This is a genomic window from Limnohabitans sp. TS-CS-82 (assembly GCF_002943475.1).
The window spans coordinates 813,587-836,176 of sequence record NZ_PTQX01000001.1; the positions used below are offsets into that span (position 1 = coordinate 813,587).

Genomic DNA, 22,590 nt, shown 5'->3' on the forward strand with positions numbered 1-22,590 from the left:
ATGGGTGACACTGAGGTTCGCATCGTTGTGTGCCCGCAGTGTGGCGGTCCTAGCCGCTACGAATCGGCCAATGTGTATCGCCCTTTTTGCGGTGAGCGCTGCCGCAACATTGACCTAGGCGCTTGGGCCAACGAAGAACACCGCTTGCCCGATCAAACACCGCAAGACGACGCGGACTTCGAAAACACACCTTTGCAATAAAAAAGCGCCTACTCAAAGGCGCTTTTTGACTGGCTACCAATTCATGCTCAGGCTTAGTTGTTGTGTGTGTCACCCACAAACCCACGCTCTCGTGCAAACCACTGCAACACAGGCAGTGTCCCAGGCAACACAGGCTTGACCTCAACCGGCAGCTGCTGCCAAGCAAACGACTGTGATTCCAGCATTTGCAACTCACCCGTCCATTGCGTGACTTTGCAAAAATTCAGATGCACCAAGGCATGGGGGTAGTCGATGCGCTCGGTCTTCCACAAGATGCAGTCTTGAATGGTGAGACCAATTTCCTCTTGCAGCTCGCGGCGCAACGCTTGCTCAACGGTTTCATCCACTTCCAACTTGCCGCCCGGAAATTCCCAGTAACCTGCATACGCTTTGCCGTCAGGGCGACTGGTGAGCAAAAAAGCATGGTCTGCACGCACCAACACACCCACCGCCACTTGCACCAAACTGCGGTCGGCTGAACGCGGTTGGTCTGCATCAACCACGCGCACAAGTGTTTCGGTCATCGTGTTGATGTGGGTGATTTACGCAGCGTGCTTGCCTGCGTAGTCGCGTGCAAACTGATACGCCACACGGCCGCTGCGTGAAGCACGCTCCAAAGCCCACACCAAAGCCTCAGGCTTGGCAGCCTCAATCTCGGCAGGTTTGACACCAAATGAGGCCAACCATTGCGCTGCAATAGTCAGGTACTCGTCTTGGCTGAAGGGATAAAAACTCACCCACAAACCAAAACGCTCGGACAAAGAAATCTTTTCCTCCACGCCTTCGCCCGGATGCACTTCACCATCTTCGGTGTGCGTGTACGTAAGGTTTTCCTTCATGTACTCGGGCAACAAATGGCGACGGTTGCTGGTGGCGTAAATCAACACATTGGGCGTGGCTGCTGCAATCGATCCATCCAAGATCGACTTGAGGGCTTTGTAGCCGGGCTCGCCATCTTCAAAGCTCAAGTCATCGCAAAAGATCATGAACTTTTCAGGACGCTCAGACACCAGCTCAATGATGTCGGGCAAGTCGATCAGGTCATCTTTGTCGACCTCAATCAAACGCAAACCTTGTGAGCCGTATTCATTCAAACACGCCTTGATGAGCGATGACTTACCTGTGCCACGGGCACCGGTGAGCAGCACATTGTTGGCAGGCAAACCTTTGACAAACTGCTCGGTGTTGCGCTGGATTTTTTCTTTTTGGCCGTCGATCTCTTGCAAGTCAGCCAAACCGAGTTTGGCCACATGGCGCACTGGCTCTAAGCCACCGCGACCGTTGTTGCGCTTGCGATAACGAAAAGCCACGCTGGCTGACCAGTCAGGCTCAGTCATGGGTTGCGGCAGCACTTGCTCAATGCGTGCCATCAACAACTCGGCGCGTTGCACCAAGCGTTCAAGGGGGTGGAGTGCGTCTGTCATCAGCTGCGGTAGTCGGCGTTGATGCTGACGTAGTCGTGGCTCAAATCACACGTCCACACGGTGTCGCTGGCAGTGCCACGACCTAAGACCACACGCACGGTGATTTCGGATTGCTTCATCACACGTTGCCCCTCTTCTTCACGGTACTCAGGGTGACGGCCACCTTGAATGGCCACATGCACATCGTCCAAATACAAATCGATGCCAGTTTGGTCGAGGTCGGTAATGCCTGCATAGCCCACTGCCGCCAAGATGCGGCCCAAGTTGGGATCGCTGGCAAAGAATGCGGTTTTCACCAAAGGTGAGTGAGCAATGGCGTAGGCCACTTGGCGACATTCGGCGCTGGTATTGCCACCTTCCACGCGAACCGTGATGAACTTGGTGGCGCCTTCACCATCGCGCACGATGGCTTGCGCCAGTTGACGCGCCACTTGCAACATTGCTTGCAGCAGGGCCTGACCTTCTGCGCTTTGCAAACTGGTGATGGGCGGGTGGTTGGCTTTGTTGGTGGCGATGACCACAAACGAGTCGTTGGTCGAGGTGTCGCCATCTACCGTGATGCGGTTGAATGAACCTTCGGCCAAAGCCAGCGACAACTCTTTCATTAACACCGGCGCCACGCATGCGTCGCTGGCCACATAGCCCAACATGGTGGCCATGTTGGGGCGAATCATGCCAGCGCCTTTACTGATGCCCGTGACGCTCACTGTTGCGCCGTCAATTTGCACTTGCGTGCTGGCCGCCTTGGGCACGGTGTCGGTGGTCATGATGCCTTCGGCGGCATCGGCCCACTGCTGTGCAGAACCAGTTTTACCTGCCGCTGCAATAGCCGCTGGCATCCCCGCAATGATGCGGTCGTGCGGCAACGGCTCCATGATCACGCCTGTGGAAAACGGCAACACTTGGTTTGGCGAAATATGCAAAGCTTCCGCCAAAGCCACGCAAGTTTCGCGTGCGCGTTTGAGGCCTTCTTCGCCCGTGCCCGCGTTGGCATTGCCCGTGTTCACCACCATGGCACGGATGCCCTGGCCTGAATCCAAATGCTCGCGACACACTTGTACAGGTGCTGCGCAAAAACGGTTTTGCGTGAACACGCCACTGACCGATGCGCCTTCGTCAATCAAGACAACAGTCAAATCTTTGCGGCCAGCTTTGCGAACACCTGCTTGCGTGACGCCAATGCGCACGCCTGCAATGGCGTGCAAATCTGCGGAATTAGGAGGATTGAGATGAACGGACATGTGTTTAAGCCAACTTACCGTGACATTGCTTGTATTTCTTACCGCTGCCACATGGGCAGGGATCGTTGCGGCCGACAGGCGGCATTTGCGCCGCAAAGGTGGCTTCATCGGCGGTGGTCACCGCTTGGCCTGATTCATCGGGCGCGGTGTATGTGACGTTGTGCAAATTCTCTGCACGGTCTTCCAATTCAGTCGCAGCTTGTTCGATTTGCTCATTCGATTCAATCTTGACCGTCATCAAGACGCGGGTGACTTCGAACTTCACCAAGTCGAGCAACTGGCCAAACAACTCAAACGCTTCACGCTTGTACTCTTGCTTGGGTTGCTTCTGCGCATAGCCGCGCAAGTGAATGCCTTGGCGCAAATAATCCAACGCCGCCAAATGCTCACGCCAATGGCTGTCGATGTTTTGCAGCAAGACCACACGCATGAACGGTGTGAATTGCTCCACGCCCACGCGGTCTAACTTAGCCTGGAAAGCAGCATGCGCCGCTTCAACCACTTGCTCAAGAATTTCTTCATCCGTGATGGCAGAGGCTTTTTGCACTGTGTCTTGCAATGGCAATTCAATGAGCCACTCGTTCAACAGAGCACGCTCCAAACCAGCAATATCCCACTGCTCTTCTACAGATTCTTCTGGTACGTATTGACGCACCAAGTCTGTGAAGCTGCCTTCGCGCAAGTTGGCGATTTGAGCCGTCAAATCAGTCGCATCCAAGATGTCATTGCGCTGTTGGTAAATCACGCGACGTTGGTCGTTGGACACATCGTCGTACTCCAGCAATTGCTTACGGATGTCAAAGTTGCGCGCTTCGACTTTGCGCTGCGCACTCTCGATGCTGCGTGTGACGATGCCCGCTTCAATGGCTTCGCCTTCAGGCATCTTCAAACGATCCATGATGGCTTTGACACGCTCACCCGCAAAGATGCGCATGAGCGAGTCATCCAAACTCAAGTAAAAACGCGAAGAGCCTGGGTCACCTTGACGGCCTGAACGGCCACGCAATTGGTTGTCAATGCGGCGCGACTCGTGACGCTCGGTCGCGATGATGCGCAAACCACCGAGTGACTTCACGTAGTCGTGGTCTTTGGTCCACTGCACGCGCAAGGCGTCGATTTGCTTTTGCTTCTCAGCAACATCCAATGACTCATTGGCCTCTACTTCCGCAATGTCCTTCTCAACGTTACCGCCCAACACAATGTCGGTGCCACGACCCGCCATGTTCGTGGCAATCGTGATCATCTTGGCGCGACCTGCTTGCGCAATGATGGTGGCTTCGCTGGCGTGCTGTTTGGCGTTGAGCACTTGGTGAGGCAACTTGGCCTTGTCCAACATCTCTGCAATCAGTTCTGAGTTTTCAATCGAGGTGGTGCCCACCAACACGGGCTGACCGCGCTCGTAGCATTCGCGAATATCGTCAATCGCAGCGACATATTTTTCTGCGGTCGTTTTGTAGACACGGTCCAACTGATCTTCGCGTTTGCTGATGCGGTTGGGTGGAATCACCACGGTTTCCAAACCGTAAATCTCTTGGAACTCGTAGGCTTCGGTATCGGCCGTACCGGTCATGCCACCGAGCTTGTTGTACAAGCGGAAATAGTTTTGGAACGTGATGGAAGCGAGTGTTTGGTTCTCAGCTTGAATCTCCACACCTTCTTTGGCTTCCACCGCTTGGTGCAAGCCATCGCTCCAACGGCGACCTGACATCAAACGACCAGTGAACTCGTCCACGATGGTGATCTCACCGTTTTGCACCACGTAGTGCTGGTCGCGGTGATACAGGTGGTTGGCACGCAAAGCGGCGTACACGTGGTGCATTAGGCTGATGTTGGCGGGGTCATACAGCGATGCACCTTCTGGCAACAAGCCGTTGGCGCTCAGCAAACGTTCTGCGTTTTCATGGCCTTGCTCGGTCATGAACACTTGGTGTGATTTTTCATCCACCGTGAAGTCACCTGCTTCTATGATGCCTTCGCCTGTGCGTGGATCTTCTTCACCAATTTGGCGCTTGAGCATGGGCACAACGCGGTTGATGGCCACATACAACTCGGTGTGGTCTTCGGCTTGGCCACTGATGATGAGTGGTGTGCGTGCCTCGTCGATCAAGATGGAGTCCACCTCGTCCACGATGGCGTAGTTGAGTTTGCGTTGCACACGGTCTGCCGCTTCGTAAACCATGTTGTCACGCAAGTAGTCAAAGCCGTATTCGTTGTTTGTGCCGTAGGTGATGTCGGCACGGTAGGCGGCTTGTTTTTCAGCGCGGGGCATATTGGGCAAGTTGATGCCCACAGACAAACCGAGCCAGTTGTACAAGCGGGCCATCCACTGCGCATCGCGGCTGGCCAAGTAATCGTTCACCGTCACCACATGCACACCGTTACCAGTGAGGGCATTGAGGTACACCGGCAATGTAGCAGTGAGGGTTTTACCTTCACCGGTGCGCATTTCAGAAATCTTGCCATGGTGCAAAGAAATACCGCCCAGCATCTGTACATCGAAGTGGCGCATTTTCATGACTCGCTTCGATGCCTCACGCACTACAGCGTAGGCTTCGGGCAACAGGGCATCTAAGTTTTCACCATTAGATACGCGTGATTTGAATTCATCGGTTTTGGCACGCAACGCCTCGTCGCTGAGCTTCTCCAACAAAGGCTCTAACGCATTAATTTGCGCGACGGTTTTACGGTATTGCTTGAGTAGACGCTCATTGCGGCTACCGAAAATATGAGTCAGGAAAGATAGAGCCATGCGCGCACTGCGAGGGTCTTGTCTTCACATGAAAACAAGGGTCGCAAAATCCTTTTGAAAGGCTTGTTAGAAGCTGCGAATTTTAACCGTCTGCAGCCTCATAATTGCCCTATGGCCACCCGTTCTACGCCTCATCCTGACACTCTTGCTGCATATCGTGCGCTGGGTTACAGCACGCCCCCCAAAGCCAAGGTGTTTTCACGTGGCAAATCTCAAACGTTAGAGCAAGTGGTGAACTCTGCGCCGTCTTTGGCCCATTTTTCAGCTGTTGCACGAGACACCCAAAACAGACTCAAAGCCATTGCCCCACTGCTGCCCGCCTCGCTACGGCCATTGGTGCAATCGGGCGGCGTGGATGACGATGCGTGGTGCTTGCTGGTGCCCAATAGCGCCGCAGCCGCTAAACTACGCCAAACATTGCCTGCTTTGTGCGCCCATTTGCGGACCAAGGGCTGGAATGTGAACAGCATTCGCGTCAAAGTCAAATCACCTAGTTAAATCGCAAAGTGATATGGCAAAGAAAAACCCGCTACGCCTAAGGCGTAACGGGTTTTATTTTGGTGCCGCTTGTCGGAATCGAACTGACGACCTACCGCTTACAAGGCGGGTGCTCTACCAACTGAGCTAAAGCGGCGCAGGCAGAATTCTAACCTAACTTTGGCGTGTTATTTCACTCGCGTGAGCGCTGGACGGCCAGAAGGTGTTGTCGGCGTAGGCGGCTCATCATCTGAACCACTTTCTGTGTGCAATGTTTCAACAGCACTCAACACTGGACGCGCAGGTGTTGATTTCTTTTGCACGGGCACCGCTTCACCAGAAGCTGCACTCATAGGAAAAGACATACCTTGCCCGTTTTCGCGCGCATAAATCGCCATCACACGGTTGATCGGGATGATGATTTCACGCGGCACGCCACCAAAGCGGGCTTTGAATTCGATGAACTCATTGCCCAGTGTCATGCCCGCCGTGGCGTCATAGCCCACGTTCAACACAATCTCGCCGTTCTTCACGTACTCCATGGGCACCTGCACTGTCTCGTCAACGAAGACAGCCACATAAGGTGTGAAACCACTGTCCGTGCACCACTCGTGCATAGCACGCAGCAGATACGGACGGGTGGAAGTTGCGTCTGGAGCGTTCAACATACGAATTACTTGCGCATGACCTTTTCAGAAGGCGTCAATGCCTCGATGTAGGCTGGGCGCGAGAAGATGCGCTCGGCGTACTTGAGCAACGGTGCAGCGTTCTTCGACAAGTCAATGCCGTAGTGATCCAAGCGCCACAACAAAGGTGCAATGGCCACGTCGAGCATGGAGAAGTTTTCACCCAACATGTACTTGTTCTTCAAGAAGACGGGGGCCAACTGTGTCAAACGGTCACGGATGTGAGCACGTGATTTCTCCAGCGCTTTGTCATTGGCTTTGGCTGCGCGAGACTCCAAGGTGGTCACGTGTGTGAACAACTCTTTTTCGAAGTTCAACAAGAACAAACGCACGCGAGCGCGTTCGACAGGGTCGCCGGGCATCAGCTGTGGATGTGGGAAACGTTCGTCGATGTATTCGTTGATGATGTTTGATTCATACAAAATCAAATCGCGCTCAACCAAGATTGGCACTTGACCGTATGGGTTCATCACATTGATGTCTTCGGGCTTGTTGTAAAGATCAACATCGCGAATTTCAAAGTCCATGCCTTTTTCGAACAAGACAAAACGGCAGCGATGTGAGTAGGGACACGTAGTTCCCGAATAAAGCACCATCATGATGGGCGGCTCCTAAAAATCAAAAAGAGTGGCAGGCTAACCTGTCACTCCGTGAGGTGACAACAGGCACAAGGCCTGTTGCCGAATTTGCGCAAATTACTTGATGTCTTTCCAGAAGGAAGCATTCAAGCGCCATGCGATGAACATGAAACCAACCAAGAACAACAACACCCAAACGCCAATGCGAACGCGTGTGTTTTGAGCTGGCTCGGCCATCCATTGCAAGTAACCCACGAGGTCACCCATGGCTTGGTCGTATTCCAACGCAGTCATCTTGCCTGGGGTCACTTGTTCCCAACCCTTGAAGGTTTGGACTTGGTGGCCATGCTCTTCATGCGTGTCATAAATGGGACGACGCACGCCTTGCAATTCCCACAACACATGAGGCATGCCCACGTTAGGGAACACCAAGTTGTTCCAACCTGTGGCTTTGGTTTCGTCACGGTAGAACGTGCGCATGTAGGTGTAGAGGTAATCCGCACCTGTACCGCCGTGGCCAGCACGTGAACGTGCAATCACGGTCAAGTCTGGTGGCAACGCGCCAAACCACTCTTTGGCCTGCTTAGGATCAATGTTTGACTTCATGGTGTCGCCGACTTTTTCAGTCGTGAACAACAAGTTGTCTTTGATCTGCTGCTCTGTCAAACCGATGTCTTTCAATCGGTTGTAGCGCATGAAGGCTGCCGAGTGGCAATTCAAGCAGTGGTTGACAAAAATCTTGGCGCCGTTTTGCAAAGCAGCCAGATCGTTGGTTTTGTTAGGCGCTTTGTCCCATGCGATGGTGTCGCCGCCAGACGCTTGCGCGCCAGCCGCCACACCGAGGGCCAATGCCAAGCTGAGAATGATTTTTTTCATGGTTATGTACTCCGTGAATCTCAGTGAGGCGTGAAAGTCACGCGGTCAGGCACTGGCTTGGTGGCACCCATTTGACTCCACATCGGCATCAACAAAAAGAAGCCGAAATAGAACAAGGTACCAGCTTGCGACACGCGCTCGCCAATGGCGGATGGCGGTTGCACACCCAAATAAGCCAACACGATGAAGTTCACAACGAACACACCGTACATGTACTTGTGCCAATCAGGACGGTAGCGGATCGATTTCACGGCACAGTTATCCAACCATGGCAAGAAGAACAAGATCACGACAGCACCGCCCATCACAACCACGCCCCAGAATTTGGCGTCGATGGAGAGCATGAGCAAGGACACGAACACAGCCGCGCCCACCACACCCGCTTTGATCACTTTAGGCAAGTTGGTTTTGGCGGCACCGAAGTAGGCACCGGCCAACACGCAAGCGATCAAGACGTACATCATTTCGCTGGTGATCGCACGTAACATCGAATAGAAGGGCGTGAAGTACCACACTGGCGCAATGTGCAACGGTGTCTTCAAAGGATCTGCAGGAATGAAGTTGTTGTATTCGAGGAAGTAACCACCGAATTCAGGTGCGAAGAAGATCACAGCGCTGAACACCAACAAGAAGCCGCTCACGCCCAAGATGTCATGCACGGTGTAGTAAGGGTGGAAAGGCACGCCATCGAGTGGATGACCGTTGGCATCTTTCGGTGCATTCGGGCCTTTGATTTCTACACCGTCAGGGTTGTTAGAGCCCACTTCGTGCAACGCGATGATGTGTGCGACCACCAAGCCCAACAGGACGAGTGGCACAGCGATCACGTGGAAGCTGAAGAAACGGTTCAAGGTGGCATCGCCCACCACGTAGTCACCACGAATCAGCAAAGCCAAGTCGGGGCCCACGAAAGGCACAGCAGCAAACAAGTTCACGATCACTTGTGCGCCCCAATAGGACATTTGGCCCCATGGCAACAAGTAACCCATGAAAGCCTCAGCCATCAAGCACAAGAAAATGGCGCAGCCGAACACCCAAACCAACTCACGCGGCTTGCGGTATGAACCGTAGATCAAGCCGCGGTACATGTGCATGTAAACCACAATGAAGAAAGCAGAAGCGCCGGTCGAGTGCATGTAGCGAATCAACCAGCCCCATGGCACATCACGCATGATGTATTCAACAGAGCCAAAAGCCAAAGCGGCATCTGGCTTGTAATGCATGACCAAGAAGATACCCGTCACGATTTGGATCACCAACACCAGCAGTGCCAATGAGCCGAAAAAGTAGAAAAAGTTGAAGTTCTTGGGAGCGTAGTACTCAGAGAGATGCTCTTTGTACATTTTTGAAGCTGGGAAGCGGTTATCGACCCAGTTCAGCAATTTAGCGCCAGCGCTGGCGTCTGCAGAGATTTCTTTAAATTCAGCCATGGTGTGTCCTATCAGGCTTTCTTGTCTTCACCGATCAACAACTTTGTGTCGGAGAGGTACATGTGTGGCGGGACTTCGAGATTGTCTGGTGCAGGCTTGTTTTTGAACACGCGACCAGCAATATCAAACGTTGAACCGTGGCAAGGGCACAAGAAGCCACCATTCCAATCATCGGGCAACGAAGGTTGTGCGCCGGGTTGGAACTTGTCCGAAGGCGAGCAACCCAAATGGGTGCAAATGCCAACAGCGACAAAAATTTCTGGCTTAATCGAGCGAGCTTGGTTACGTGCGTATGCGGGCGTGAACTCACTGGGCTTGCGTTCCGATTTGGGATCAGCCAATTGAGACTCTGTCTTGTTCAAAGATTCGAGCTGTTCAGGCGTACGTTTAACGATCCAAACGGGCTTACCGCGCCATTCAACCGTCATTTTCTCGCCTGGCTTGAGTGCAGAGATGTCGACTTCGACAGCGGCGCCTGCAGCTTTTGCTTTTTCAGAGGGCTGGAACGTGCTGACGAACGGCGTAGCAACTGCTAAGCCTCCGACTGCACCTGCGCAAGTCGAGGCAATCAGCCACGTGCGTTTATTGGTGTCTACTGGGTTGTCACTCATGGAATTCCTCAAACAATCATCACTGGTTGGGCTAACCATTCATTGTAGCTGACCGCCAAGACTGCCTATTTTTACGAATTGCTTTAACTGAAAGGCAAGGGTAAGCCAGTCATAATTCGAATACTTTTATATACAAAGGAGCGATATGATGAAAGAGTTCAAAGCGTTTGCCGTCAAAGGCAATGTCATCGATTTAGCAGTGGGCGTGATCATCGGCGCCGCTTTCGGAAAAATAGTCGATTCAGCTGTCAATGACCTGATCATGCCCATCGTGGCGGCATTCATTGGCCATCTCGATTTTTCTAATTTCTTCCTCGTCTTGGGTGCAGCACCTGATGGCACTGCCATGACGCTGGATGCCATGAAGAAAGCTGGCGTGCCTGTGTTTGCCTACGGCAACTTCATCACTGTGGCTGTGAACTTCGTGATTTTGGCGTTCATCATTTTCTTGATGATCAAACAGATCAACAAGCTTAAAGACAGCACAGAGCCTGAAGCAGCCGCCCCCAAAGAAGAAGTGCTGTTGCTGCGCGATATCCGCGACAGCCTGAAAAAGTAAGCTGCTTTAATGGTGGCATATGGCCCGCGCCATCGCCACGGCTGACAACAAGCTAGACGCATCGGCCTTGGCTGTACCGGCCACATCAAAGGCCGTGCCGTGGTCCGGGCTGGTACGCACAAGGGGCAAACCCAGCGTCACGTTGACACCCTGCTCTACGCCGAGGTACTTCACGGGAATCAAGCCTTGGTCGTGGTACATCGCAATCACCACATCAAACTCACCCGCTTTGCCGTTCTTGGCGCGTGCGCGCATGAACACGGTGTCTGGCGCGAACGGCCCGCTCACTTGCATACCCTCAGCCCGCGCTTGCTGCAAGGCGGGAATGATGATGTCCAGCTCTTCGCAACCCATCAAGCCCCCCTCGCCTGCGTGCGGGTTCAAACCAGCCACTGCCATGTGCGGCGCACGGCCTGTAGCAGCCAACTCAGCAGCATGGGTGATGCGCAGGGTTTGCAAAATATTGTCCACCGTCACAGCTTCAATAGCTTTGCGCAGCGACACATGGATGCTGACCAACACGGTTTTGAGTTCGGGGTTGGCCAACATCATGCGCACAGGCATATCGTCCACCGCCACGCCCGCGTGCGCTGCTGCGCAGGCTTGCAGCATTTCGGTATGACCCGGAAACGGCACACCCGCTGCAAACAAAGCTTCTTTATGCAAAGGCGCAGTCACCACCGCAGACACCTCGCCACGCAGGGCTGCATTGGCCGCCCACACCACGCAGTCGGCCGCCAGCTTGCCGGCCGTGGCGCTGATTTGCCCCCAGACGGGAAGCTGGTCAGTGGTCAAAGGCTGCGTCACTTGCACGACGGGAATGGTGTGTGGCGCTTTGACTTGCGCTGCATCGTGCAAGTCACGCACCAGCTGAATCTGCATGTGTGGCGCGTGATATTCACACTGGGCTACCAGCAATGCCGCGCGTTGCATCACCGCCAAATCGCCTACCACCACGCAGCCTTCTAGCTGCTCGGGCGCATCACGAAATGCTTTGACGATGATCTCCGGGCCAATGCCCGCGGCATCGCCCAGCGTGATGACCATTGGCTTCATGGTCATGCGGGGTTATCAATCTCAATGAACTGGTGCGTGATGCCCAGTTGTGCCGCCACATGAGCTGCAGCGGCAGGCGCACCATAACGCTCGGTGGCGTGATGGCCGCAGGCCAAAAACGCAACGCCGGTTTCGCGGGCCAAGTGCGTTTGCGGCTCTGAAATTTCGCCGGTGATGAACGCATCCACACCTGCTGCAATGGCTGCTTCAAAGTAGCTTTGCGCACCACCCGTGCACCACGATACTTTGCGAATTTCACGCGCAGGCGTTTGCACCACCACAGGCTCACGTTGCAAAACTGTAGACACCACGGCCGCCAAAGCATTTGCATCCGCAAACGCTTGACCATCAGCACGCGCGCCCCACAGCCCTAAATCTTGCTCACCAAACGTACCTTGCACTTGCAAGCCCAAACGCTTGCCCAGTTGCGCGTTGTTGCCCAACTCGGGGTGAGCGTCCAGCGGCAAGTGGTAGGCCAGCAAATTGATGTTGTGCGCCAGCAGCAATTGCAGGCGTTGCTTCATCCAGCCCGTCACCGTGCCGTCTTGGCCGCGCCAGAATAAACCGTGGTGCACAAAGATGGCGTCGGCCTTGGCGTCAATCGCGGCTTCAATCAATGCGCGGCTGGCGGTCACGCCAGACACGATGTGGCGAATGTGTTCTGCACCTTCCACCTGCAAGCCATTGGGGCCGTAGTCTTTAAAACGGGCGGGCTGCAACAACTCGGTACAGGCACTCAGCAAGGCTTGGCGGGTGACGGTGTGGCTCATCGTGGCGGCCTTACTTTTGAAGTTTGGGTTTAGGGCGCTGAGCGGGCGTCACGTCTAACGTGAGGGTTTGGCTGCGGCGCATCACCTCTAGCTTTGCAGCTTTACCTGGTGTGAGTGAAGCGATCTGCGTCAACAACTCGCCCACGTTTTTCACAGGCTGGCCCGCCACTTTCAGCAGCAAGTCGCCGGGGCGCAAACCGGCATTTGCCGCTGGTCCGTTTTGCAACACACCGGTGACGATGACGCCTTCAGACTGCTTGGGCAAACCAAATGTCTCGGCCAATTCAGCCGTGAGCTCCATCGGCTCAATGCCCACCCAACCGCGTACCACTTGGCCATCGCGTACGATGCCTTCCAGCACTTGGCGTGCGGTCGACACAGGAATGGCAAAGCCAATACCCATGCTTCCGCCCGAGCGAGAAAAGATTGCCGTGTTGATGCCAATCAGGTTGCCATTGACATCCACCAATGCGCCGCCCGAGTTGCCGGGGTTAATGGCCGCATCGGTTTGGATGAAATTCTCAAAGGTGTTGATGCCCAGTTGGTTGCGGCCCAAGGCGGACACGATACCGCTGGTTACCGTTTGGCCCACGCCAAATGGATTGCCAATGGCCAACACTCGGTCACCCACTTGGGCGGTGTCTGAGTTGCCCAGCGTGATGACGGGTAAGCGCTCAAGGTCGATGCGCAAAATGGCGAGGTCGGTATCGGGGTCAGCGCCAATGACTTGCGCAATCGCGCGGCGGCTGTCGCTGAGCGTGACTTGAATTTCTGCCGCACCTTCAATCACATGGTTGTTGGTGAGGATGTAGCCCTCGGGGCTAACGATGACGCCACTGCCCAAACCTTGCTGCGGTGCTTCGTCTTCACGGTCGCCGTAAAAGAAGCGAAACCACGGGTCATTTTGCAGGGGGTTTGCGGGGGCATTGACTTGCGTGGTGGCAATGCTCACCACGGCGGGCGACGCCAGTTTGGCGGCGGGGCTATAGCTGCCGGGCATGGGCGCGCCGGATGTGTTGGGCGCTGCCTCAATCAACGTCACGCCGTTGGTGGCGACTGATGCACGCTGATGGATCCACTCCGGCTTTAAGGTCATCACCACAAACCAAATGGCCACCAACACGGTGACCACTTGAGAGAACAACAACCATTGACGTTTCATGGTGTGTTTGCGCTACTTATTGCGCGTCAGGCGCTTGGGTGTGTTTGATGAACAGTTGCGCCGCCCAAATGCCGATCTCGTACAAGATGCACATGGGAATAGCCAGCGCCAGCTGCGACACCACATCGGGCGGTGTCACGATGGCCGCAATGATGAAGGCCAACACAATGAAGTACGAGCGGAAGTCTTTGAGCTTTTCGATGGTCACCACATTCATGCGGGCCAACACAATCACCACGATGGGCACTTCAAAAGCCAAGCCAAAGGCAATGAACATGCTGATGACAAAGCTCAAATACGCTTCAATGTCAGGTGCAGCCGTGATGCTTTTGGGCGCAAAGCTTTGGATGAACTTGAACACTTGGCCAAACACGAAGAAATAGCAAAACGCCACGCCAATCATGAACAGCACGGTGCTAGACACCACCAAAGGCATGACCAGTTTCTTCTCGTGCGAGTACAGGCCTGGCGCGACAAACGCCCACATTTGATAAAGCACCACAGGCAGCGCCATCAAGAATGCTGTCATCAGCAAAATCTTGAGCGGTACCAAAAATGGGGAGATCACAGACGTGGCGATCAGCGTTGCGCCTGCAGGCAACTGCGCCACCAAGGGTGCGGCCAACAAGTCATACAACTCAGCAGGGCCGGGGTAAATGGCCAACGCAGCGCCAGCCACCATCACGGCAATCGTGGCCTTGACCAAGCGGTCACGCAGCTCGATCAAATGCTGCACAAACGGCTGCTCGGTGCCAGCCAATTCGTCTTTTGAGGGGGTATCAGACATGTTCAGAACGCTTCACAGGGCGAAAACGCGCCACACGGGCAGCGCCAGATTGCGCCTTGGTGCGCACACCTTGACGGGCTTTGTACCAATGCGGCGTTGAGCCGCGCTTGAGACGCCATTTTTTGCCTGGATTTTCATAAGTCGGTGGCGGCGGGGCCAGCGGCTCGTAATGGTCAGACGACAAACCAGCCGTGGTTTCGGCCCAGTCTTTTTCAAAGTCGCTGCTGGCGGTGTGCACCGATTGCTCCACATCGCGGGCGGCAGACTCCATCGTCTCTTTCATCTTCTTGAGCTCGTCGAGCTCCATCGTGCGATTGACCTCGGCTTTGACATCCGAGACATAGCGTTTGGCTTTGCCAATCATCGTGCCAATCGTGCGGGCAACGCCCGGCAACTTTTCTGGCCCGATGACCACCAAGGCCACCGCACTCACTACCGCAATTTTGGAGAAATCAAGATCAAACAAGGCGAGCGATCATCAGCAATTAAGACTTGTTTTTGACTTCAACGTCAATGGTGTTTTTGTCAGCAGACACAGCGGCAGCGGGTGCAGCTGCTTTGTCGTCGGCAGGTGCGCTGCCGTCTTTCATGCCGTCTTTGAAGCCCTTCACAGCACCGCCCAAATCGCCGCCGAGGTTACGCAGCTTCTTGGTACCAAACACCATGATGACGATCAACAAGACGATCAGCCAATGCCAAATTGAAAACGAACCCATGTATGACTCCTAAGTTATTGTGTTAATTCTAATCAGCCGCGCAGCCAAGGGCGTGGACCACCCATGACATGCCAGTGCATGTGGTGGACTTCTTGGCCCCCCTCAGCCCCAGTATTGGTCACGATGCGAAAGCCCCCTTCTGGGTAAGGTCTTGCGCCCTCTTGAAAAGCCAGCTTAGGGGCCATCAACATCATGCGGCCCAGCAAGCCCTCATGCTCAGGCGTGGCGTGCGCCACCGAGAGGATGTGCTGCTTGGGGATGATCAAAAAGTGAACCGGAGCCCAAGGGTTGATGTCGTGAAACGCGAAGATTTCGTCGTCCTCGTACACCTTGCGTGAGGGGATCTTGCCCGCGATGATTTTGCAAAAAATGCAGTTGTCGTCTGTCATGCCGTCCTCACTCGCCTGCGGCTTCACGGGCTTGCGCTTTGCGCAAAGCTTTTTCTTCCAAGCCGCTCAGGCCTTCGCGGCGCGCCAGCTCGTCAATCACGTCTGAAGGCTTCAAGCCATAGTGCGCCAAAGCAATCATGCTGTGAAACCACAGGTCGGCCACTTCGTACACCAGCTTAGAGGCGTCACCGCCGTGGTCCACGTCTTTGGCGGCCATCACGGTCTCGGTGGCTTCTTCGCCAATCTTCTTCAAAAAGGCGTCTGGGCCTTTGTGCAGCAAGCGCGAGACGTAGCTCTTCTCGGGGTCGCCACCGTTGGCGGGCTTGCGGCTTTCAATCACGTCGGCCAGACGTTGCAGGGTATCGTTTGAACTCATGGTGTTCACTTGTAAATAGATTCGGGGTCTTTCAACACAGGCTCGCAAGCGTGCCACGCTTCACCTTCAAGGCGCTGGTAGAAGCAGCTATGGCGGCCAGTATGGCAGGCAATGCCGGGCTCGTGCCCTTCTTGCGTCACCTTGAGCAACACCACGTCGTTGTCGCAGTCGATGCGAATGTCGTGCACCGTTTGCACATGGCCCGACTCTTCGCCCTTGAACCACAGCTTGTTGCGTGAGCGGCTGAAATACACCGCACGCTTGAGCTCAGCCGTTTTTTGCAGCGCCTCGCGGTTCATCCACGCAAACATCAGCACGTCGCCGCTGTCTTTTTCTTGGGCGATCACGGGCACTAGCCCCTTGTCGTCCCATTTAATTTCGTTAAGCCAAGTCATCACAACCTTACTGGAATCCCGCGCTCCCGCATCCGCTCTTTCGCCTGCTGCACGGTGTATTCGCCGTAGTGGAAGATGCTCGCAGCCAGCACAGCGTCAGCGCCGCCTTGTTGCACGCCGTCGGCCAAGTGGTCTAGGTTGCCCACGCCGCCTGAAGCAATGACGGGCACGGGCACGATGTCGGACACAGCTCGGGTGAGTGATAAGTCAAAGCCGCTTTTTGTGCCGTCGCGGTCCATGCTGGTGAGCAAGATTTCGCCTGCGCCGTAGTCGGCCATTTGTTTGGCCCACGCCACGGCATCCAGCCCCACGTTTTTGCGGCCACCGTGGCTGAACACATCCCAGCCGGGGCCGACGGGCAAGCCGTTTGCGCCCGCGCGTTGTTCGTCTTCTGCGGTGCGGCGTTTGGCGTCGATGGCCACCACGATGCACTGCGCACCGTATTTGGCCGAGGCGTCGCGAATGACTTGCGGGTTGGCAATGGCGGCTGAGTTAAAGCTCACTTTGTCAGCGCCTGCGTTGAGCATGCGGCGCACGTCGTCGACGGTGCGCACACCACCGCCCACAGTGAGGGGGATGAACACTTGGCTGGCCACGGCTTCGATGATGTGAAGAATCACATCGCGCGCGTCGCTGGTGGCGGTGATGTCCAAGAAGGTGAGCTCGTCAGCACCTTGGTCGTTGTAGCGTGCCGCGATTTCCACAGGGTCGCCTGCATCACGCAGCTCGACAAAGTTGACGCCTTTGACGACGCGACCGCCGGTCACGTCGAGGCAAGGAATGATGCGCTTAGCAAGCATAGAGGTCCAAAAGAGTTCTTCAAGAAACGGTCAAACGCTGCCAGCCAACCCATTGGCCACCAGCAGGAATCGAGATGGGGTCAAACACCTGCGCAGCTTCCACGCACAACATGCGCGCAAAGCCGTGGGCGGGCATGTCGGCCAGTGCGGCGCATTTGCCCTCGCCCGGGTTCCACACCACTGAGTTGACCCATGAGGGGCTTTGTTCAATTTGCAGGGTGCTTGTGCCGTCTTGCAGATGCAGTGGGTTTGACGATGCGCTTTCACCCCATGAATACACGCGGTCAAACTCGCCATCAAAGTACAGCGCCTCGTCGGCCAAGCCATGCACATCGGCCACCGCGTCCCACTCGGGGCGGCCGCCTAGGCCACGCAGCTCGGTCAGGTCGATGTCGTCTACCGCTAGGTAGGTGTGCAGTGCGCCGCTGAAGTGCAATTCATTTTGCGCTTCGGTGTTGTTGACGGTGAGCGTGACGGTCAGATGACCGGGTGCAAGCGCCACGCGCAGCACAGCCACAAAGGCTTGTTTCCAAATAGCGAGTGTGTCGGGGTTGGTGCTGAGGGTGAAGTCGATGTGGGCGGCGTCGCCGCTGGCCGCTGCTTCACCCACTGTCCAGTTCATGTTGCGTGCAAAGCCATGCTTGGGCAATGTGCCGCGTTGGTTGAACTGGGGGAAGCACACCGGCACTCCGCCACGGATGGCTGATTTGCCATCCCAAAGGTTATCGGGGCTTAAAAACAAACGCTCGCGGCCTTGGCTGACCCACGACAACACATGCGCGCCTTGCTGGGCCACCAGCACGGTGTCGCCGCAAGGCAAGGTCAAGCGCTGGCAGGCCTGACCTTGGTATTGCTCATCAGCCATTGAGTTCGTCAGCGCGGGCTTGGGCTTTTTCAAAATCCAAATCGCCGCTGTAAATGGCGCGACCGCAGATCACGCCTTCTACGCCCTCGTCTTCCACGGCGCACAACTGTTCGATGTCGGCCATGTTGGACAAACCGCCAGAGGCGATGATGGGGATAGACACGGCTTGTGCCAGTTTGACGGTGGCGTCGATGTTGATGCCCGTCAGCATGCCATCGCGACCGATGTCGGTGTAGATGATGGACTCGACGCCGTAGTCTTCAAACTTCTTGCCGAGGTCAGCCACGTCGTGGCCTGTGAGCTTGCTCCAACCGTCGGTAGCCACTTTGCCGTCTTTGGCGTCGAGGCCAACGATGATGTGGCCGCCAAAGGCGCTGCACGCATCGCGCAAGAAGCCGGGGTTCTTCACGGCGGCTGTGCCGATGATGACGTAGCTCAGGCCAGCGTCAATGTATTTTTCAATCGTGTCGAGGTCGCGGATGCCGCCACCCAATTGAACGGGAATGTCGTGGCCCACGGCTTTCAAAATGGCTTTGATGGCAGCTTTGTTTTGGGGTGTGCCGGCGAAAGCACCGTTCAAGTCCACCAAGTGCAGGCGACGTGCGCCTTTGGCCACCCAGTTGAGCGCCATTTGCGCTGGGTCTTCACCGAAGGTGGTGGATTGCTCCATGTCGCCTTGTTTGAGGCGCACGCAGTGTCCGTCTTTGAGGTCAATGGCAGGAATTAAATGCATGATGGCTTAGAGGTTCAAGGGTTCCAATGCAGAAAATTGTGGAACAAGGCCAAGCCATGTGCCGCACTTTTTTCTGGGTGAAATTGTGTCGCAAAAAGATTGTCGCGGGCCACGGCACATGTAAAAAGGCTGCCGTAGTCGGTTTGGGCTGCACTGTGCGCTGAATTGGCGGGGCGCGCGTAAAAGCTGTGCACAAAGTAGAAGAAGCTGGCATCCGGTATGCCTTGCCACAAGGCGTGCGGCTGGGCTTGCAACACTTGGTTCCAGCCCATTTGCGGCACTTTGAAGCGGCTGCCATCGGCTTGCGTGCGACCAGCCAAATCAAACTTCACCACCTCACCGGCAATCAAGCTCAAGCCGGGTGTGTCGCCCTCGGCGCTGTGGTCGAGCATCATTTGCATGCCCACGCACACGCCAAACAAAGGCTTTTTATCGGCGGCGTCCAACACGGCCTCAAGCAAGCCCGACTCGCGCAACTCGCGCATGCAGTCAGGCATAGCGCCTTGGCCGGGCAAGACCACGCGGTGCGCGTCGCGCACCACTTGGGGGTCAGACGTGACGATGACTTCCGCATGATCCACCACTGAAGCGGCATGCATCACAGCCTGCGCCACAGAGCGCAGGTTGCCCATGCCGTAATCAACGACTGCGACTTTGTTGCTCAAAGTGAACCCTTTGTCGAGGGAATCATGCCGGCGGAGCGTGGGTCCAATTCCAAAGCAGCACGCAAGGCGCGAGCAAACGCTTTGAACACCGTCTCAGCTTGGTGATGCGCGTTCTCGCCGCGCAGGTTGTCGATATGCAAGGTCACAAAGGCGTGGTTCACAAAGCCTTGGAAGAATTCAAACGCCAATTGGCTGTCGAACTCGCCAATCATGCCGCTCTTGAACGGCACGTGCATGACCAAACCTGGGCGACCAGAGAAATCCACCACCACGCGGCTGAGCGCTTCGTCGAGCGGCACATAGGCGTGGCCATAACGGCGAATGCCTTTTTTGTCGCCAACAGCTTTGGCAAACGCTTGGCCCAAGGTGATGCCCACGTCTTCCACGGTATGGTGGCCGTCGATGTGCAGGTCGCCCTTGGCTTGAATGTCGAGGTCAATCAAACCATGACGCGCGATTTGGTCGAGCATGTGGTCAAAGAAACCAATGCCGGTAGAGAGCTTGGATTGGCCCGTGCCGTCGAGGTTGATCTTGACGGTGATTTGGGTCTCGGCCGTGTTGCGGCTGACTTCGGCGATGCGAACTGCTGATTGAGCGGTCATGCGGTGACTTTCGATGAAGAGAGAGCGGCTTGCAGGGCAGCCAAGAGTTGTTTGTTTTCCTCGGGCGTGCCGATGGTCAAGCGCAAGCAGTTGGCAAGCAATGGGTGCATTTTAGAAACGTTCTTGACCAGCACTTTGTGGGCCTTGAGCACCTCAAAAGCGCGGTTGGCGGCATCAGCTTCACCTTTGAAACGCAGCACCATCATGTTGGCTTCGCTGGCGTAGGGCGTGACGCCGGCCATTTGCTGCAAAGCTTTGAACAAGGCTTCACGCTCGGTGCGAATGACGGCGGCTTGCTGGGCGAACACATCGGTGTGCTCCAGCGCAAACAAAGCGCATTCGGCGTTGAGCACGCTCACGTTGTACGGTGGGCGCAGTTTGTCGATCTCGTTGATCAACGCCTGAGGGGCAATCATGTAGCCCAAGCGAATGCCGGCCAAACCAAACTTTGACAGCGTGCGCATCAACAGCACATGGGCGTTGGCCGCTGGATGCTGGCGAATTTCGTCCAACCAGCTTTTGCTGGAAAACGGCTGGTACGCCTCGTCCATCACCACCAAGCCACCATAAGCGCTGACCTGCGTAATGAGGCGGCGAATGGTGTCGGCGCTCCACAAGTTGGCCGTGGGGTTGTTGGGGTAGGCGATGTAAACAATGGCGGGCTCGTGCTGCGTGATGGCAGCAGACATGGCGGCTTCGTCCAACTCAAAGTCGGCCTTGAGCGGCACGCCGATGTATTGCAAACCTTGCAGCTGTGCGCTCATGCCGTACATCACAAAGCCGGGCTCTGGGGCCAACACTTTGGCGTTTGGTACGGCACACGCCATCGACAACAAAGAGATGAGCTCGTCCGAGCCGTTGCCCAACATGAGCCCTAAGCCTGCGGGCAAATCAACGTATTTCGCCAATGCGTTTTTCAGGTCGTCGATGCGAGCACCGGGGTAACGATTGACTTCCACCGCACCCAAACGTGCGCCGAGTTTGGCTTGCAATTCGGGCGAGAGGGTGAACGGGTTTTCCATCGCGTCGAGCTTGACCATGCCGACCGAGTGCTGCACAGCATAGGCGTGCATGGCTTGAACGTCGGGGCGAATGAAACGCAGGGCGTTCGTCATATCGGTCAGTCTTTCTTCAAACGAAACTCTGCCGCCATGGCGTGGGCTTGCAAGCCTTCGCCATAGGCCAACACGGCGGCAATCTTGCCCAGCGTTTGTGCGCCCTGCTCGCTCACCTCGATCAAGCTGCTGCGCTTTTGGAAGTCGTACACGCCCAAGGGCGAGCTGAAACGCGCCGTGCCGCTGGTGGGCAACACGTGGTTGGGGCCAGCGCAGTAGTCGCCCAAACTTTCGCTGGTGAACGCGCCCAAGAAGATCGCGCCTGCGTGCTTGAGCAGCGGCTCCCACTTGTGGGGCTCGTTGCTCGACACCTCTAAATGTTCGGGGGCAATGCGGTTGCTGATGGCGCAGGCTTCTTCCATGCTGCGGGTGTGAATGAGCACACCACGGCCATTGAGGGACTTTTCGATGATGTCTTTGCGCGGCATTTGCGGCAGCAAGCGTTCGATCTCGGCTTGCACGCGATCGATGTACGCGGCGTCGGGGCAGAGCAATACGCTTTGCGCCAACTCGTCGTGCTCGGCTTGGCTGAACAAATCCATGGCCACCCAGTCGGCGGGCGTGGAGCCATCGGCTAACACCAAGATTTCGCTGGGGCCTGCAATCATGTCAATGCCCACCGTGCCAAACACGCGGCGCTTGGCAGCGGCCACATAGGCGTTGCCGGGGCCGGTGATTTTGTCGACCGCGGCCACAGTGGCTGTGCCATAGGCCAAGGCAGCCACGGCTTGTGCGCCACCGATGGTGAAGGCGCGGCTCACGCCGGCTACATACGCAGCGGCCAAGACGAGTGGGTTCTTTTCGCCCTTAGGCGTGGGCACAACCATGATGATGTCTTGCACACCCGCGACGTGCGCGGGGATGGCGTTCATCAACACGCTGGATGGATAAGCGGCTTTGCCACCGGGCACATAAATACCCACGCGATCAAGCGGCGTGACTTTTTGACCCAGCAACGTGCCATCGGCATCGCGGTAAGTCCAGCTTTCGCCACTGGCTTTCTTTTGCGCCTCGTGATAGCTGCGTACGCGTGCGGCGGCGGCCTGCAAAGCATCGCGTTGCTCGGCGGGCAAGCCATCGAACGCAGCCTTGAGTTCGGCTTGCGTCAGCTCTAACGCGGCCATGCTGTCGACCTTCAGACCGTCAAAGCGCTCGGTGTATTCGAGCACGGCAGCGTCGCCACGCTTTTGCACGTCGGCCAAGATGTCGGCCACGCGTTGCTCGATGGCCGCGTCGGTGTCGGCAGACCAATGCAGACGCGCTTTGAACTCAGCTTCAAAGGTGGGGCTGGTGGTCGAGAGACGAAGCGGTTTGGCCATCTTGTGTA

28 protein-coding genes and 1 tRNA gene are annotated in these 22,590 nt (G+C 55.9%); 3 read left to right on the top strand and 26 right to left on the bottom strand.

The window, feature by feature from the left end; translation table 11 throughout:
- The gene (locus C5F52_RS03925; RefSeq protein WP_104796986.1) at positions 1-201 is read left to right on the top strand and encodes a DNA gyrase inhibitor YacG; all 201 of its coding nucleotides are present in this window, start codon (positions 1-3) and stop codon (positions 199-201) included.
- A gap of 53 nt (positions 202-254) precedes the next feature.
- Here the strand turns inward: C5F52_RS03925 and C5F52_RS03930 are convergent, their stop codons facing one another.
- The 4 genes from C5F52_RS03930 to secA are packed head-to-tail and all read right to left on the bottom strand — an operon-like array spanning position 255 to position 5,615.
- The gene (locus C5F52_RS03930) at positions 255-725 is read right to left on the bottom strand and encodes an NUDIX domain-containing protein (RefSeq protein WP_104796987.1); all 471 of its coding nucleotides are present in this window, start codon (positions 723-725) and stop codon (positions 255-257) included.
- 18 nt (positions 726-743) lie between these two features.
- Positions 744-1,625 carry an ATP-binding protein gene (locus C5F52_RS03935; protein ID WP_104796988.1) on the bottom strand — a complete coding sequence of 294 codons (882 nt, stop codon included), beginning with the start codon at positions 1,623-1,625 and terminating at the stop codon, positions 744-746.
- Positions 1,625-2,866 (bottom strand): bifunctional glutamate N-acetyltransferase/amino-acid acetyltransferase ArgJ, encoded by a 1,242-nt coding sequence (argJ, locus tag C5F52_RS03940; protein WP_104796989.1) that lies wholly within the window; start codon positions 2,864-2,866, stop codon positions 1,625-1,627. Before argJ ends, C5F52_RS03935 begins: the two co-directional genes overlap by 1 nt.
- 4 nt (positions 2,867-2,870) lie before the next feature.
- Complete coding sequence (gene secA / locus C5F52_RS03945; RefSeq protein WP_104796990.1) at positions 2,871-5,615, bottom strand: preprotein translocase subunit SecA; 2,745 nt, start codon at positions 5,613-5,615, stop codon at positions 2,871-2,873.
- 111 nt (positions 5,616-5,726) lie between these two features.
- On the opposite strand from secA, the gene C5F52_RS03950 reads away from it, so the two are divergent.
- Complete coding sequence (locus C5F52_RS03950; RefSeq protein ID WP_315262216.1) at positions 5,727-6,113, top strand: hypothetical protein; 387 nt, start codon at positions 5,727-5,729, stop codon at positions 6,111-6,113.
- 60 nt (positions 6,114-6,173) lie between these two features.
- Here C5F52_RS03950 and C5F52_RS03955 read toward each other — a convergent pair.
- The 6 genes from C5F52_RS03955 to petA form a co-directional block, all read right to left on the bottom strand.
- Positions 6,174-6,249, bottom strand: a tRNA-Thr gene (locus tag C5F52_RS03955).
- 31 nt (positions 6,250-6,280) lie between these two features.
- The gene (locus C5F52_RS03960) at positions 6,281-6,760 is read right to left on the bottom strand and encodes a ClpXP protease specificity-enhancing factor (protein WP_104796991.1); all 480 of its coding nucleotides are present in this window, start codon (positions 6,758-6,760) and stop codon (positions 6,281-6,283) included.
- A 5-nt stretch (positions 6,761-6,765) separates the two neighbouring features.
- Positions 6,766-7,377 (bottom strand): glutathione S-transferase N-terminal domain-containing protein, encoded by a 612-nt coding sequence (locus tag C5F52_RS03965; RefSeq protein ID WP_104796992.1) that lies wholly within the window; start codon positions 7,375-7,377, stop codon positions 6,766-6,768.
- Between the two features lie 96 nt (positions 7,378-7,473).
- Positions 7,474-8,232, bottom strand: a complete 759-nt coding sequence (locus C5F52_RS03970; protein WP_104796993.1) for a cytochrome c1 — start codon at positions 8,230-8,232, stop codon at positions 7,474-7,476.
- A gap of 20 nt (positions 8,233-8,252) precedes the next feature.
- A complete protein-coding gene (locus tag C5F52_RS03975) occupies positions 8,253-9,662 on the bottom strand; it encodes a cytochrome bc complex cytochrome b subunit (RefSeq protein WP_104796994.1) in 1,410 nt (469 codons plus the stop codon).
- Between the two features lie 11 nt (positions 9,663-9,673).
- On the bottom strand, positions 9,674-10,273 hold the full coding sequence (petA, locus tag C5F52_RS03980; RefSeq protein WP_104796995.1) for a ubiquinol-cytochrome c reductase iron-sulfur subunit: 600 nt from the start codon (positions 10,271-10,273) through the stop codon (positions 9,674-9,676).
- 145 nt (positions 10,274-10,418) lie between these two features.
- Between petA and mscL the strand changes: the two genes are divergently transcribed.
- Positions 10,419-10,832, top strand: coding sequence for a large conductance mechanosensitive channel protein MscL (gene mscL / locus C5F52_RS03985; RefSeq protein WP_104796996.1), 414 nt, complete (start codon positions 10,419-10,421; stop codon positions 10,830-10,832).
- A gap of 6 nt (positions 10,833-10,838) precedes the next feature.
- Here the strand turns inward: mscL and pdxA are convergent, their stop codons facing one another.
- The 16 genes from pdxA to hisD are packed head-to-tail and all read right to left on the bottom strand — an operon-like array spanning position 10,839 to position 22,582.
- Positions 10,839-11,888 (bottom strand): 4-hydroxythreonine-4-phosphate dehydrogenase PdxA, encoded by a 1,050-nt coding sequence (gene pdxA / locus C5F52_RS03990; RefSeq protein WP_104797162.1) that lies wholly within the window; start codon positions 11,886-11,888, stop codon positions 10,839-10,841.
- Between the two features lie 2 nt (positions 11,889-11,890).
- Positions 11,891-12,658, bottom strand: a complete 768-nt coding sequence (locus tag C5F52_RS03995; RefSeq protein WP_104796997.1) for a Nif3-like dinuclear metal center hexameric protein — start codon at positions 12,656-12,658, stop codon at positions 11,891-11,893.
- A gap of 10 nt (positions 12,659-12,668) precedes the next feature.
- On the bottom strand, positions 12,669-13,820 hold the full coding sequence (locus C5F52_RS04000) for a S1C family serine protease (RefSeq protein WP_104796998.1): 1,152 nt from the start codon (positions 13,818-13,820) through the stop codon (positions 12,669-12,671).
- A 16-nt stretch (positions 13,821-13,836) separates the two neighbouring features.
- On the bottom strand, positions 13,837-14,607 hold the full coding sequence (gene tatC, locus C5F52_RS04005; protein ID WP_104796999.1) for a twin-arginine translocase subunit TatC: 771 nt from the start codon (positions 14,605-14,607) through the stop codon (positions 13,837-13,839).
- Positions 14,600-15,073: a Sec-independent protein translocase protein TatB gene (tatB, locus tag C5F52_RS04010; RefSeq protein WP_104797000.1), complete on the bottom strand. Its 474-nt coding sequence runs from the start codon at positions 15,071-15,073 to the stop codon at positions 14,600-14,602. The genes tatC and tatB overlap by 8 nt, the downstream gene beginning before the upstream one ends.
- A 19-nt stretch (positions 15,074-15,092) precedes the next feature.
- Positions 15,093-15,323, bottom strand: coding sequence for a Sec-independent protein translocase subunit TatA (gene tatA / locus C5F52_RS04015; protein ID WP_104797001.1), 231 nt, complete (start codon positions 15,321-15,323; stop codon positions 15,093-15,095).
- Positions 15,324-15,355: 32 nt separating this feature from the next.
- On the bottom strand, positions 15,356-15,712 hold the full coding sequence (locus C5F52_RS04020; RefSeq protein WP_104797163.1) for a histidine triad nucleotide-binding protein: 357 nt from the start codon (positions 15,710-15,712) through the stop codon (positions 15,356-15,358).
- A gap of 7 nt (positions 15,713-15,719) precedes the next feature.
- Complete coding sequence (locus tag C5F52_RS04025; RefSeq protein WP_104797164.1) at positions 15,720-16,088, bottom strand: phosphoribosyl-ATP diphosphatase; 369 nt, start codon at positions 16,086-16,088, stop codon at positions 15,720-15,722.
- A 5-nt stretch (positions 16,089-16,093) separates the two neighbouring features.
- Positions 16,094-16,483 carry a phosphoribosyl-AMP cyclohydrolase gene (hisI, locus tag C5F52_RS04030; RefSeq protein WP_104797002.1) on the bottom strand — a complete coding sequence of 130 codons (390 nt, stop codon included), beginning with the start codon at positions 16,481-16,483 and terminating at the stop codon, positions 16,094-16,096.
- Positions 16,483-17,283, bottom strand: coding sequence for an imidazole glycerol phosphate synthase subunit HisF (gene hisF, locus C5F52_RS04035; RefSeq protein WP_104797003.1), 801 nt, complete (start codon positions 17,281-17,283; stop codon positions 16,483-16,485). The genes hisI and hisF overlap by 1 nt, the downstream gene beginning before the upstream one ends.
- Positions 17,284-17,302: 19 nt before the next feature.
- Entirely contained in the window at positions 17,303-18,148 is an 846-nt protein-coding gene (locus tag C5F52_RS04040; protein WP_104797004.1) for a D-hexose-6-phosphate mutarotase, read from the bottom strand.
- Positions 18,141-18,881 carry a 1-(5-phosphoribosyl)-5-[(5-phosphoribosylamino)methylideneamino]imidazole-4-carboxamide isomerase gene (gene hisA / locus C5F52_RS04045; RefSeq protein ID WP_104797005.1) on the bottom strand — a complete coding sequence of 247 codons (741 nt, stop codon included), beginning with the start codon at positions 18,879-18,881 and terminating at the stop codon, positions 18,141-18,143. The genes C5F52_RS04040 and hisA overlap by 8 nt, the downstream gene beginning before the upstream one ends.
- 14 nt (positions 18,882-18,895) lie before the next feature.
- Entirely contained in the window at positions 18,896-19,546 is a 651-nt protein-coding gene (gene hisH / locus C5F52_RS04050; protein ID WP_255416350.1) for an imidazole glycerol phosphate synthase subunit HisH, read from the bottom strand.
- Positions 19,543-20,148 (bottom strand): imidazoleglycerol-phosphate dehydratase HisB, encoded by a 606-nt coding sequence (hisB, locus tag C5F52_RS04055; protein ID WP_104797007.1) that lies wholly within the window; start codon positions 20,146-20,148, stop codon positions 19,543-19,545. The genes hisH and hisB overlap by 4 nt, the downstream gene beginning before the upstream one ends.
- Positions 20,145-21,263 carry a histidinol-phosphate transaminase gene (gene hisC / locus C5F52_RS04060; protein ID WP_104797008.1) on the bottom strand — a complete coding sequence of 373 codons (1,119 nt, stop codon included), beginning with the start codon at positions 21,261-21,263 and terminating at the stop codon, positions 20,145-20,147. Before hisC ends, hisB begins: the two co-directional genes overlap by 4 nt.
- A gap of 5 nt (positions 21,264-21,268) precedes the next feature.
- The gene (hisD, locus tag C5F52_RS04065) at positions 21,269-22,582 is read right to left on the bottom strand and encodes a histidinol dehydrogenase (protein ID WP_104797165.1); all 1,314 of its coding nucleotides are present in this window, start codon (positions 22,580-22,582) and stop codon (positions 21,269-21,271) included.
- Between the last annotated feature and the right edge of the window lie 8 nt (positions 22,583-22,590).

Bases quoted from the DNA above. Each gene is read 5' to 3' on its own strand.
- C5F52_RS03925 (WP_104796986.1), top strand. From the start codon at position 1: ATGGGTGACACTGAGGTTCGCATCGTTGTGTGCCCGCAGTGTGGCGGT.
- C5F52_RS03930 (WP_104796987.1), bottom strand. From the start codon at position 725: ATGACCGAAACACTTGTGCGCGTGGTTGATGCAGACCAACCGCGTTCA.
- C5F52_RS03935 (WP_104796988.1), bottom strand. From the start codon at position 1,625: ATGACAGACGCACTCCACCCCCTTGAACGCTTGGTGCAACGCGCCGAG.
- argJ (WP_104796989.1), bottom strand. From the start codon at position 2,866: ATGTCCGTTCATCTCAATCCTCCTAATTCCGCAGATTTGCACGCCATT.
- secA (WP_104796990.1), bottom strand. From the start codon at position 5,615: ATGGCTCTATCTTTCCTGACTCATATTTTCGGTAGCCGCAATGAGCGT.
- C5F52_RS03950 (WP_315262216.1), top strand. From the start codon at position 5,727: ATGGCCACCCGTTCTACGCCTCATCCTGACACTCTTGCTGCATATCGT.
- C5F52_RS03960 (WP_104796991.1), bottom strand. From the start codon at position 6,760: ATGTTGAACGCTCCAGACGCAACTTCCACCCGTCCGTATCTGCTGCGT.
- C5F52_RS03965 (WP_104796992.1), bottom strand. From the start codon at position 7,377: ATGATGGTGCTTTATTCGGGAACTACGTGTCCCTACTCACATCGCTGC.
- C5F52_RS03970 (WP_104796993.1), bottom strand. From the start codon at position 8,232: ATGAAAAAAATCATTCTCAGCTTGGCATTGGCCCTCGGTGTGGCGGCT.
- C5F52_RS03975 (WP_104796994.1), bottom strand. From the start codon at position 9,662: ATGGCTGAATTTAAAGAAATCTCTGCAGACGCCAGCGCTGGCGCTAAA.
- petA (WP_104796995.1), bottom strand. From the start codon at position 10,273: ATGAGTGACAACCCAGTAGACACCAATAAACGCACGTGGCTGATTGCC.
- mscL (WP_104796996.1), top strand. From the start codon at position 10,419: ATGATGAAAGAGTTCAAAGCGTTTGCCGTCAAAGGCAATGTCATCGAT.
- pdxA (WP_104797162.1), bottom strand. From the start codon at position 11,888: ATGAAGCCAATGGTCATCACGCTGGGCGATGCCGCGGGCATTGGCCCG.
- C5F52_RS03995 (WP_104796997.1), bottom strand. From the start codon at position 12,658: ATGAGCCACACCGTCACCCGCCAAGCCTTGCTGAGTGCCTGTACCGAG.
- C5F52_RS04000 (WP_104796998.1), bottom strand. From the start codon at position 13,820: ATGAAACGTCAATGGTTGTTGTTCTCTCAAGTGGTCACCGTGTTGGTG.
- tatC (WP_104796999.1), bottom strand. From the start codon at position 14,607: ATGTCTGATACCCCCTCAAAAGACGAATTGGCTGGCACCGAGCAGCCG.
- tatA (WP_104797001.1), bottom strand. From the start codon at position 15,323: ATGGGTTCGTTTTCAATTTGGCATTGGCTGATCGTCTTGTTGATCGTC.
- C5F52_RS04020 (WP_104797163.1), bottom strand. From the start codon at position 15,712: ATGACAGACGACAACTGCATTTTTTGCAAAATCATCGCGGGCAAGATC.
- C5F52_RS04025 (WP_104797164.1), bottom strand. From the start codon at position 16,088: ATGAGTTCAAACGATACCCTGCAACGTCTGGCCGACGTGATTGAAAGC.
- hisI (WP_104797002.1), bottom strand. From the start codon at position 16,483: ATGACTTGGCTTAACGAAATTAAATGGGACGACAAGGGGCTAGTGCCC.
- hisF (WP_104797003.1), bottom strand. From the start codon at position 17,283: ATGCTTGCTAAGCGCATCATTCCTTGCCTCGACGTGACCGGCGGTCGC.
- C5F52_RS04040 (WP_104797004.1), bottom strand. From the start codon at position 18,148: ATGGCTGATGAGCAATACCAAGGTCAGGCCTGCCAGCGCTTGACCTTG.
- hisA (WP_104797005.1), bottom strand. From the start codon at position 18,881: ATGCATTTAATTCCTGCCATTGACCTCAAAGACGGACACTGCGTGCGC.
- hisB (WP_104797007.1), bottom strand. From the start codon at position 20,148: ATGACCGCTCAATCAGCAGTTCGCATCGCCGAAGTCAGCCGCAACACG.
- hisC (WP_104797008.1), bottom strand. From the start codon at position 21,263: ATGACGAACGCCCTGCGTTTCATTCGCCCCGACGTTCAAGCCATGCAC.
- hisD (WP_104797165.1), bottom strand. From the start codon at position 22,582: ATGGCCAAACCGCTTCGTCTCTCGACCACCAGCCCCACCTTTGAAGCT.